The organism is Galbibacter sp. PAP.153, assembly GCF_037029175.1.
Taxonomy (GTDB): Bacteria; Bacteroidota; Bacteroidia; order Flavobacteriales; family Flavobacteriaceae; genus Galbibacter; species Galbibacter pacificus.
The window spans coordinates 1-277 of record NZ_JAZEUN010000079.1 but is presented as its reverse complement, the minus strand read 5'-3'; the positions used below and the strand labels follow the sequence as shown (position 1 = coordinate 277).

Genomic DNA, 277 nt, shown 5'->3' with positions numbered 1-277 from the left:
ACCGTGAGCGTTACCACAGCAGTGGGGGCCGATTCACAGTCGATACCGTTTTCATTGGTGAGCGTAACCCGCCGGTAATAGGTCGTTTGCGTTAACGGACCGGGAACATAGCCCGACCCCGTCTCCCCAGCTATGGCAGTAAAGCCACTGGTAGCATCCGTGGTCGAAGACTCCCAACGATAGCTCAGGGTCCCCCCGCCACTGCCATCGGCAGTAGAAGTAAGCGCCGCAGGGGTCTCCCCGTAACAAAGCGTCTGGTCCGTGCCGATAGTACCCG

1 protein-coding gene is annotated in these 277 nt (G+C 59.6%); it reads right to left on the bottom strand.

From position 1 onward, the window contains the following. Positions 1-277 (bottom strand): hypothetical protein (locus tag UXI14_RS18120; RefSeq protein WP_335967380.1); only part of this gene is annotated, 277 nt, incomplete at both ends.